Consider the following 11,071-nt stretch of genomic DNA (forward strand, 5'->3'; position numbering starts at 1 on the left):
AATAAGACCTCACTTGAAAGAGTATCCTATGAGCTATAGCAATATTCCTGCTGGTAAAGATGCACCAAATGACATCTACGTAATTATCGAAATCCCAGCAAATGCTGCACCGATTAAATATGAAGTAGATAAAGATTCAGATGCTTTATTTGTAGATCGTTTCATGGGTACAGCAATGTTCTACCCAGCGAACTATGGTTATGTACCAAATACATTGTCTGAAGATGGTGATCCATTAGATGTATTGGTTGTAACTCCACACCCATTGGTACATGGTTCAGTGATTCGTTGTCGTCCTGTTGGTAAATTAAACATGGAAGATGATGGTGGTATCGATGCGAAACTAATCGCAGTTCCACATGATAAATTGACTCCGCTTTATAAAGATGTGAAAGAGTATTCAGATCTTCCTGCTTTGTTGTTGAATCAAATTGAACATTTCTTTGCACATTACAAAGATTTAGAGCCTGGCAAATGGGTTAAATTGACAGGTTGGGAAAGTTCAGAAGTTGCCAAAGCTGAAGTCTTAAAAGCAATCGAAGCTGCAAAATAAGCCTGATTAAAACGTGGTTTGAAAATTGAAAAATATTCAAACCCATAAAAAAACCTGCATCATTCAATGCAGGTTTTTTTGTTTCTGTGGCTTTATTCTAAATTAGAAAAATTTCACAGGAATGTCTAAGAAAATACGCCATTCATTGGTATCACCAATATAGACAGGATTATACGCTTCACTTGCACGGTAGTAAGAGTGACGTAGACGTAAGCTCGCATCTTTTGCAAAACCGCTTTGCATGGTGTATTTCACCTGATTAAAGAATTCACGTTCTTGTGCATCATCAGTTACATTACGGACTTTAATATCCCAACCATAAACAAATGCTGTGGTCCAATTTAAGCCAGCAACACCATAATTGCTAAAGTCTAGGTTATATTGAACTTGTGCTGATTTTTCATGGTTACCAATAAAATCAGACATATAAGAGTTTGGTAAATAAATACTTTGGAAACCGTCAGCATTTTGACCATAGTCATAACCCACATCACCCGTATTTTGTTGGTAAGCCAACATCACAGTGTGCGGACCTTGATTATAAGTAGAAGACAATGCCCAGATATTATTGGTTTTTTCTACGCCTGCTTTACCTGTGCTTGCATAATCCACATCGACAGGACCAGTTGCAGAATAGGTATTGGCATTTTTATCAAACTTGGTGTGATAACCACTGAAATCAAAAGTTAAAGAACTTTGATTTGCCAATGGGTATTTATAATTTGCATTGATATAATGACGTTCTAACGCATTTTTAGAATCTAAACCATAATAAGATGCACTCAGTTGGTCATCAAATTTGTATTTAGCACCCCAAACAATTGCATCATCTAATTTATTACCATCAGTACTGATCTGATCAGACATTTGGTCTTTAGTGAATTTACCAGCAACAAGTTCTAAATTTTTAATTTCATGGCTGGTTAATAACGTACCTGTAAAATATTCAGGAACAAGACGTGTTGTATTACTTGCCAGTACAGGTAAATCTAAAACTTGTGTACCATAACGTACAGTTGTATTTGAGAAACGAGCTTTTACGTTTGCGCCACCACGTGCCCAATGATCATATGGATCAACTCGTCCATTTGCGTCTCTTGCACCATTATTTTTGAGTGCAATCATATTATTGCCAGCATGGTTGTTTGGACCGATTTTAAAAGAACCATCACCAACCACACCAACACCGAAACCGACGATACCTTGAGTGAAGCCTGAATCTAAGTCAACAATTGCAGTTTGTGCAAATGAGCTTTGATCGTCAATACCGTGTTTTTTATCACGAAGGATATAACCTGTACGAAACAATACAGAACCTTTGGCATCTTCAACGAACCCTTTTGCTTCACTTTGTTCGCTAGCAAATGTAGGGGATATTAGAACCGCGTTAATTAATACAGCTAAAGTAAGTTTTGGAGCATTCAACATGAATTGCCTCGTGAACGAGAATAGATTGCACTGACTGATCGAATTCAGAACAGATTGTGGATGAATTGTATATTTAATCTATAAAAAGGGAATCTCTTTTGCTTAAAAATATTACATTTCTGTAATCTTTTACGCAATATTAATTTCTTTACTTATGAAAAAAAGTTCTAAAGAATTGTTAAAATGATGATTTTATGTGAAATGTAAAATAAATTAGAAAATATGCTGAATTTATCTCCATGTTTTTTACCAAAAATTTAAAAACACAGTAAAATTCGCCTTTATTTATACGCCCACCTGTTTGCCATCATGAACTCACTTATTTCTAAACTGTTATGGGCAATGCCTATATGTATCGCGTCGTGCCCTACATTTGCTGACGAATCAAATGCCTTGGTTAAAAATGGCACGATCTCTGGAAATGTGGGACTGGTATCCAAGTATATCTATCGAGGTGGAGTTGAAAATGATGATATTGCTGCGCAAGGCGGTTTAAGTTATGCACATAAAAGTGGCATCACGGTGGGGTATTGGGGTTCTACACTGAGCTATAACCCCGCAGATGATAGACAAAATCATGGTTTTGAAAATAATTTTTATTTAGCTTATGCTCAGGAAATTGCGCAAAATTGGAGCTATAACTTAAAAACCACTGCATATGTTTATCATAAAGGCGGTACTGTTTATGCCGATCAAGCTGATCATCGTAAAACCACCTATACCGATTTATCTGCTGAGCTAAGTTATAAGAATCTAACTGCGGGTGCTTCAGTGATGTTAGCTGATGCATCCGCTGCCAATGCTGGTGATGTTTATCTCAGCATTGCTTACCGTCATGCTTTGGTTCAAGATTTTATTTTTAACAGTTCTATTGGCGCATCTCTATATAACAGTCATCATGATGACAGTATTGTGCAAACCGAACAGAATTTTGCATTGAGCGAAATACGCTTGGGAGTCAGTAAAACCATTGCCAATACAGGTGTTGCTGCTTCATTAGACTATGTGATCGGCGGTAAAGATCGTTTAGGTGAAGCGTATAAGGACAATCTGGTATTTGGTTTAGCTTATAGTTTTTAACATGAACATGCGTGAGTCATTCAGCCTGACTCATTTTATTTAAGTGTATGACTGAACATTGGGCATGCACTTTTTTTAGGCATTTTTTAAACTGTGTGCTTTTTCTGAGCAAAAACAATATCCACCCCTAAAATCATCTTATATAAAAAGCCTAAAGCAATATTTATACGCTTTTTATGACAACAATAAAGCACATTATAGAAAATTTACGCTTAGATTTTTCATACTACTTTGCATTAAAACCATGTTTAAAGTAGGTCGGTATGAATCAGTTCCATCAAGTGATGCTTGAAATAGCATGTGTTCAACAATTGAAGAATAAAAAAAAGCATCTACAATTTTTTAATTTTAAAATATTGATTATCAATAGATTACTGCATATTTATGAATTTTATAAACAGCTTGAGTTTCATCTTGGCATGGCAATTGCTAATTGCTTAGGGAGTTCATCAAATTTTAGCATAACAAATAAACATCGTATGATGGGGGAGCACTTAAGATGAAATTCTCAACTAAAGCACTAACATTGGCAGTTCTATCGTCTACAGCAACAATGGCAATGGCGGAAGACAACGCACTGTCAAAATTAGGTTTAAGCTTTTCAGGTAGTGCTGCCGTAACGAGTGACTATCGTTTTCGCGGTATGACTCAAAATTATAACGATCCAGCAGTACAAGCGGGTTTTACCTTATCGCATAGTTCAGGTTTATATGCGGCTCTTTGGGGTTCAAATGTAAATTTTGGTGAGGCAGATCCACATTTAGAATTAGATCCATCTATTGGTTATACAACAGCATTGGCATTATCTCCAACCTTTAAACCGACTTTGGATGTTGGTGTTGTTGAATATAATTATCCAAGTGCAAGCAGTGATTTTAACTGGACTGAGTTTTATGCAAAATTAATATTTGCCGATGTCTTGGTTAAAGGCAGTAGTTTATTGACCAATGTGAACTATACCAATGACTGGGCAGCAGTTGGTGGGAACAGTTGGAATTTTAACGTTGGCTATTCAGCGCCATTTGGTGATACAGGGTTTGGTGGGCTTGCCAATGTGGGCTATACCACAATGGATAAAAAAGCATTACCTGATGGCAACGACAATTATGTCGACTGGAAAGTCGGGGTGAACTATGCCGTTAAATCTATTCCGGGAGTAACAGCGGAACTTGCAGCAATCGGAACCAATATTGATACTGATGGATTCACTAATTCTGGAAAACGTGGTGTTGAAACAGGTGCGGTGTTTACTTTAACTAAAGCGTTCTAAGCGCAAATTAAGATCTATAAAGGTGACCTTGAGTCACCTTTATTTTTTGCGATTTTGAAATAAATTAGGCTTTCACTTCAAATGCTGGATGATATTTTACCGTTCCTTGTGGAATGCTTTGGTCAAAGCTAAGGGCTTGAAAATATTCAGCAGGCACACCTTCAAGGATTAAACTGTCATGCGGTTGAAAGCCAAATTTGGAATAATAGGCAGGATCGCCAAGGACTACACACCCAGCAGCGCCAAGTTGTTTTAGTTGCTGTAAGGACTGTTGTATTAACGCCTTCCCCACACCTTGGTGTTGGTATTCTGGTGCAACTGAAATTGGACCTAAACCATACCAATGTTGTGCGCCAGAAGAAATCTCCACAGGTGAAATTGCCACATGCCCAATAATCTGTTGATCCAATTCAGCAACAACTGAAATGGTTAATTGATTTGCCTCTCTGAGTGCATTGACGATTAAGTGTTCTGTGTGGTCAGTATGCGCTGCATTTAAAAAAGCCAATTGAGTGAGATTGAAAATATTTTCAATGTCATCTGCTTGTTCGTTGCGTAGGGTTAGATTTAGCATTTTATTCACATTTTAATGTTCTCTATCTGATTCTAAGATTGAACCATCTGCGATGACAAGGTACCGTTTAAATAGTGTATTTTGAATGTGCAAATTACTGGATTAAACGCTTAACTCGTATCTCCAAGACTGATACGAGTTTTTTTTAGCATAACTCAATTAAAAAGGTGATGTAGATAGAATGTGATGGGAAACTCTTAACGCTTGAGCTGCAATGGTTAATGCTGGGTTTACCGCAGCAGAACTCGGAAAGAAGCTGGCATCCACCACATATAAATTATCATGATCATAAGATCTACAATATGTGTCGAGAGCTGAATCTTTGGGATTATTTCCCATACGAATGGTTCCACATTGATGAGACGGTGTCCTTTTATCAAACGGTTGATTCAGAACGAAATAGAAACCACAATCTTTGAGAATAGCACTAAACTTGTGTACCAGCTTTTGATGTGCGCTCCAATTATTTCTTTCCCAAACTAAATTTATCTTGTCATCCTCAACATAAACTCGATTGTTGGGAGAAGGAAGATCTTCACTCATTGCATAGAAGTCGATGCTATGTCTACTAAAATAATCTAAAGCAAAAGATGGTATAAAGGGCATATTGGATTTCAAAATTTTCCCAGAAACTTTACCGAGAAGTTGAATATTGCCCAAAGGTAATCCACCAGCACCATCATTTAAATAAAAGTCATTGATGCCAAACGTTTTTGAGTAAATGGCATCATTTGTATATCTATGATTAAAACCGATAATTGCTGAACAATTATGGTTCATAAAGTTTCGCCCAACTATACCTGAACTATTTGATAGACCTTTTGGATTATTTTGATTTTTTGAGCGAAGTAATAAAGCCGCTGAATGAATTGCCCCTGCTGAGAGAATGACAAGTTTCGGTCTAATAGATTGGAGCTCGTCATGATGAGTATAAATGACCTCTTCAATACGATTTGTTGTAGGCGAGGTCTTTAAATGAACAACCTTACTGTTGGTCTGTAATCTTACATTTTTATATTGAATCGCTTGAGCCAACGGTCCTGTTTCTGCATCAATTTTTCCATTGAAGAAATGAGGATGTGCATCCCAAGGGACTTTTCTTGTTTGTCTCCATTGTTCAATATCAATTGCCAATGGTAAAGGATAAGGATGAAGACCTTGAGCCGTTAATTGCTCTTTCACCACTTTAATCGCTGTCTCATCTTCAATAGCTTTATATGGATATTGAGTTGAATGATAAGGCTCGGTTGGATCAAACTTATCGTCACCTCTGACTTTAAAAAGTGCCTCAGCTCTTGTATACCACGGTTCAAATGCTTCATATGAGAATGGCCATGCTGGAGATGTCCCCCCTTCATGTGCCATTTCTAGAAAATCCTCTTTGCGGTACCTTGCGAGAACAGCACCAAAGAACTTTGAATTTCCGCCTACATAGTAATAATTCCCTGGTTTAAACGCTTGCTTGTCCTTATCGAACCATTCTTCATCGGGCTTAAAGTACTGTTGTGTAAAAATCTGATCTTGATCTTGATTGATCGGGGAGTCAGGTAGTTGAATGCCACATTCAAGAATAAGAATATTCAGCCCACTCGGAGCAAGACCAGCAGCCATGGTTGAGCCGCCGATGCCAGATCCAATGATGAGAATATCCGTCTGATGATTTAAAAACACGGCTACTCTCCTGTAACTGCCAAGACATTGGTTTTATTTATAATCGCTTGTTGTATCGCTAGAGAAACTTCTAAAGAGCGTAAACCATCATAGGCTGTTGCAGCAGGCTGACCACGATTTTGTGTTGCATTTTTAAATTTTTGCAATGAAGAAACGTATAGGTTTTCATTTTTAATATCAATGGTTTGAGTTCCATGAATATTATTTAGTTGTAACTCTCCAACCGCGTGTTGAGTGAGTGTATTACGAGCCAATAGAGTACCTTTGGTTCCAATAACGTCAATACTGGTTTGGAAATACTGGGCGGTAAATGAATCATAAAAGCTCACTAAAGTCCCTTTAGCAAAAGCAATCGTCCCCATCACAGTTTCAGGTATGTTATTTGGACTAATAAGCCCTGTTTGAGCCATTGCGCTTACCGAAATGGGTTCATCGTCGAGTAGAAAACGAAGTGTATCAATGTCATGCACGGTAATATCAAGAACCACTCCTCCTTCTGCTGGGGTATTGATACGCCAACTTTGCAGCTTTTCAGGCAGAGAAACCGCATGACAAAATCGAATTGTAAGTACATCGCCAATCGCATCACTGACAATAAGCTCACGCATTTTTTTGATTACAGCAGAATTTCTGAGGTGGTAGTTCACGCCTAAGACCACTTGATTAACTTCTGCTTGGAAAATCATTTCTTTGGCATCTGTAATACTCAGCGCCATTGGCTTTTCACACATCACATGCTTTTTTGCTTTTAATGCTGCGATTGCGTGTTCAAAGTGAAGTGAATTGGTACTGGAAATATAAACAGCATCAATTTCTTCATAACTAAGTGCTTGATTTAAATCTGTTGAAAAATTAGCAATATCATGTCGATGTGCAAAATCCTGTGCACGTTCTAAGTGACCACTGACGATAGAAATCACTTCATCTCCAATCGCTCTTATGGCTGGAACAATCCATTCATGTGCAACATTACTGGCACCAACGAGTAACCAATTCATGCTTAGTCTCCTTGTTTAGAACAAAATATGCTAAATCCCAAAATACCGAGGTAACAAATGATCGGTACAAAAAGACTGATACTTAACGAGCTCAAATCTGCAACAAATCCGGTTAAAGGTGGGATAATTGCTCCACCAACAATACCGCAGCATAAAATGCCAGAACCGTCTGCAGCTCTTTCTCCTAAGTGCTTAGATGCAAGAGAAAAAATGGTTGGAAACATAATCGAATTGAAGAATCCAACAGATAAGATCGCGATGCCTGAGATATTTCCTCTTAAAGAACTACTGGTAAATAAAAGAGCCATAACAGCAAGGGAAAATATTGCGAGTAATTTGGCAGGAGTGATGATTTTCATTAATGCTGAACAGAGGAAGCGCGCGACCATTGCGCCACCCCAATAAAAGGCGACGAGTTTGCCAGCATGTTCTGCTGAAATGTTCATAATGTCTGATTGAGATAGGTAGTTCACCAGAATACTGCCGATGGTTACTTCAGCCCCAACATATAAAAAAAGACAGATAAAACCTAAAGCGAATCTTGGAGATCGAAGTAAACCTAGTGATGAGCGGAGACCTTTATGTTCACTTGGGATTACACTCTTAGGACCATAATTCCTGAAGCGGGCCAGTAGAATACAAAAAAAGCCGATCACAATGGCAATACCAGTATAAGCATGGCTAATAACAGCGGATTCTTCTTGTAAATATGCTGCCATTTCAACACTGTTCAATTGTGTTGTATCCACTGTAGCAATACTTCCTAAGATGATGATTGCACCAAAATAAGGAGCGATTGTGGTGCCCAGTGAGTTAAAAGCATGGCCCAAGGTTAATCTGCTTGAAACAGTTTCAGCTTTACCCAGTTGGGTGAGTAATGGATTTGTGACCACCTGAATGATGGTTACACCTACAGCAAGAATGAATAGTGCAGATAAAAAAGCTGGAAACATAAGAATATTGGTTGCAGGAATAAATGCTAAACATCCGATTCCCATAACGAACAGACCAATAATGGCTGAGCGTACATATCCGAATTTATAAATCAATCGACTAGCAGGGATAGAAGCAACAAAGTAAGCAAAGAAAAAAGCGGATTGAACAAGCATGGCTTCCATATATGAAAGTTGGAAGATTTCTTTTAGTTTTGGAATCAAAACATCATTTAGGCTTGTGATGCTACCAAATAGAAAAAACAGCGCAAAAACCATTATATTTAATGAATGATTACTGTGTAAATTCTGTTGATGTCCTTGATTATCTAATAATGTGGATTTATTCATTTGATACCTTTCCATGGTATGTTAAAAAGGAGAATAATTAGGATGGCTTTTTTTGTAGATATTAAGTAGGTGTTAATTTATCAATAAATGATACTATAGTTGCAATATATCGGGGAGTATAATAATGAAATCTGAATATGAGAAAATTATTGTAAAACCATATTCATCATGGTCATTTTTAAATAGAAAAATGGATGAAGGAATACCTTTTCAATGGCACCATCATCCAGAGATTGAATTTACACTAACATTAAATAGTTATGGTAAAAGATATATAGGAAGTGATATTAGTGATTATTGTGAAAATGATTTGGTTATGATTGGACCAAATATATCACATACGTGGAAATCTTTAGGCAAGTTTAATCATTCTGAGCCATATATTGCATTGGTTATATGGGTCAGTATTGAATGGATTCAAAATGTTGTTGAACTTTTTCCTGAAATGAGATCTTTGAATAACTTATTGATATTATCAAATAATGTTGTCATATTCAGTGAGGATGCTAAGCGAAAAGTTATCAATAATTTTCATAAAATATCAGTGCTTGGGTGGCCAGAACGGACACCGAGATTGCTTGATATTCTTTTGGTGCTTTCACAAGATGAAAATATGACGATTTCGAATGTCAATAAACTCAATATTACATCAGAAGATGATAAGAAAATAAAAAACTTTATAGAAGTTATTGACTTTATTGATAAGAATTATAATGTAAAAATATCAATAGAGAGTTTAGCTGAGAGGTGCTGTGTTAGCCCTGCTACTTTTTATCGCTCATTTAAGAAGATTTTAAAAAAATCACCTATGGACTATATTGTCAGCTTAAGAATTAATCATGCTTCAGAGCTTATTTTAGAAAATAATATCGCTATATCTAATATAGCGGAAAAAGTGGGTTACTCTTCTTTGGCTTTATTTAATCGACATTTTAAAGAATTAAAAAAAATGTCACCAAGAGAGTATCGTTTAACCTATAAGAAACAATTTATATAAAGCTCAATTTATTTTAATAGAGTTGCACTATTATTTTATGTAACTCTATTGATCTGAGCTATTAGTTTGCAGAACTTATTTTAATTAATCTGGCAATATCAATTGTTCTTTCATAAATTAAATGTGCTGCATTCATACATGCTTCTTCTAAATGTATAGGTCCAGCAGTTAACGAAAAAGCTGCGCTAACACCAGAGTGGTATAATTCCTGATAATTTTCACCTAATGTTCCTGCAATAACAATCACGGGAACATTTGCGCGTTGTGCTATTTGGGCGACACCAAAAGGAGTCTTACCATTTAAAGTTTGCCCATCAAATTTCCCTTCACCTGTAATGACCCAATCGGCCCCCTGAATTTTGTTAGAGAGCTGGTTTAATTCAGCAATGACCTCTATACCCGATCTAAATTCAGCATTCAAATATGCTTTAGCTGCAAAGCCTAGCCCTCCAGCTGCACCAGTTCCTGGTTCATTGCGTTTGTCAGCAGCTAATAATTGTGCTGAAATGTCGGAAAAGTGATTAAGTGATTGATCTAATTGCAATACTTGATCCTGCGTAGCCCCTTTTTGCGGAGCGAAAACATAGGATGCCCCATTTTTACCACAGAGCGGATTGGTGACATCCGCAGCCAATACAAATTTGGTTTCTTGAATACGTGGGTCAAAATCAGTTAAATCAACTTCTGCCAACTGTTGAAGTGCGAGTCCACCTTTGGGGAGTGCATTGTTGTTTTTATCGAGTAACTGAGCGCCCAAAGCAGATAAAAGTCCTGTGCCAGCATCATTTGTAGCACTGCCGCCTACAGTTAAAACAATTTCTTTGGCACCTGCATCGAGTGCAGCAAGAATGAGCTCTCCTGTACCGAAGGTACTGCTTATACATGCATTGCGTTGAGATGGTTTGACTAATTGAATACCACTTGCTTGCGCCATTTCAATCAAGGCAATTTTTTCTGTGTTTAACCATCCCCATTTGGCTATTACCGATTCTCCAAGCGGACCTTGAACAGACTGTTCACGCCATTCTCCAGCACACGCTTCGAGTACAGCCTCAATCGAACCTTCACCACCATCAGCCATAGGACAAATGATAATTTCAGCTTCTGGAAAAACGCTTTGCCATCCACAGGCAATAGCTTCAGCTATTGCCTGTGCAGATAAACTATCTTTAAATGAATCTGGTGCAATTATAACTTTCATAAATATTCTCAAAGAC

The 11,071-nt window shown here is 37.3% G+C and carries 10 protein-coding genes; 4 read left to right on the forward strand and 6 right to left on the reverse strand.

The window, feature by feature from the left end; translation table 11 throughout:
* The first annotated feature begins 28 nt into the window (after positions 1 to 28).
* Entirely contained in the window at positions 29 to 553 is a 525-nt protein-coding gene (ppa, locus tag AC07WY_RS11920) for an inorganic diphosphatase (protein WP_004725270.1), read from the forward strand.
* Between the two features lie 102 nt (positions 554 to 655).
* Here the strand turns inward: ppa and AC07WY_RS11925 are convergent, their stop codons facing one another.
* On the reverse strand, positions 656 to 1,981 hold the full coding sequence (locus tag AC07WY_RS11925) for an OprD family outer membrane porin (protein ID WP_096735327.1): 1,326 nt from the start codon (positions 1,979 to 1,981) through the stop codon (positions 656 to 658).
* Positions 1,982 to 2,290: 309 nt separating this feature from the next.
* On the opposite strand from AC07WY_RS11925, the gene AC07WY_RS11930 reads away from it, so the two are divergent.
* Both AC07WY_RS11930 and AC07WY_RS11935 read left to right on the forward strand, forming a co-directional pair.
* Positions 2,291 to 3,061, forward strand: a complete 771-nt coding sequence (locus AC07WY_RS11930) for a TorF family putative porin (protein WP_494736431.1) — start codon at positions 2,291 to 2,293, stop codon at positions 3,059 to 3,061.
* A gap of 499 nt (positions 3,062 to 3,560) precedes the next feature.
* Positions 3,561 to 4,331, forward strand: a complete 771-nt coding sequence (locus tag AC07WY_RS11935; protein ID WP_262087258.1) for a TorF family putative porin — start codon at positions 3,561 to 3,563, stop codon at positions 4,329 to 4,331.
* A 64-nt stretch (positions 4,332 to 4,395) separates the two neighbouring features.
* Here AC07WY_RS11935 and AC07WY_RS11940 read toward each other — a convergent pair whose 3' ends face one another.
* The 4 genes from AC07WY_RS11940 to AC07WY_RS11955 all read right to left on the reverse strand — a co-directional run bounded on the left by AC07WY_RS11940 (position 4,396) and on the right by AC07WY_RS11955 (position 8,857).
* Entirely contained in the window at positions 4,396 to 4,905 is a 510-nt protein-coding gene (locus tag AC07WY_RS11940; RefSeq protein WP_262087257.1) for a GNAT family N-acetyltransferase, read from the reverse strand.
* 159 nt (positions 4,906 to 5,064) lie between these two features.
* The gene (locus AC07WY_RS11945; protein WP_494736432.1) at positions 5,065 to 6,576 is read right to left on the reverse strand and encodes a GMC oxidoreductase; all 1,512 of its coding nucleotides are present in this window, start codon (positions 6,574 to 6,576) and stop codon (positions 5,065 to 5,067) included.
* A gap of 2 nt (positions 6,577 to 6,578) precedes the next feature.
* On the reverse strand, positions 6,579 to 7,574 hold the full coding sequence (locus tag AC07WY_RS11950; RefSeq protein WP_494736433.1) for a Gfo/Idh/MocA family protein: 996 nt from the start codon (positions 7,572 to 7,574) through the stop codon (positions 6,579 to 6,581).
* Between the two features lie 2 nt (positions 7,575 to 7,576).
* Entirely contained in the window at positions 7,577 to 8,857 is a 1,281-nt protein-coding gene (locus tag AC07WY_RS11955; protein WP_494736434.1) for a sugar MFS transporter, read from the reverse strand.
* Between the two features lie 124 nt (positions 8,858 to 8,981).
* Here AC07WY_RS11955 and AC07WY_RS11960 point away from each other — a divergent pair, with 124 nt between their 5' ends.
* A complete protein-coding gene (locus tag AC07WY_RS11960; RefSeq protein ID WP_494736435.1) occupies positions 8,982 to 9,854 on the forward strand; it encodes an AraC family transcriptional regulator in 873 nt (290 codons plus the stop codon).
* A 61-nt stretch (positions 9,855 to 9,915) separates the two neighbouring features.
* On the opposite strand, the gene AC07WY_RS11965 is transcribed toward AC07WY_RS11960, so the two are convergent.
* Positions 9,916 to 11,055 (reverse strand): glycerate kinase, encoded by a 1,140-nt coding sequence (locus AC07WY_RS11965; protein WP_494736436.1) that lies wholly within the window; start codon positions 11,053 to 11,055, stop codon positions 9,916 to 9,918.
* Between the last annotated feature and the right edge of the window lie 16 nt (positions 11,056 to 11,071).

Source organism: Acinetobacter sp. GW821-FHT01C12 (assembly GCF_059422625.1).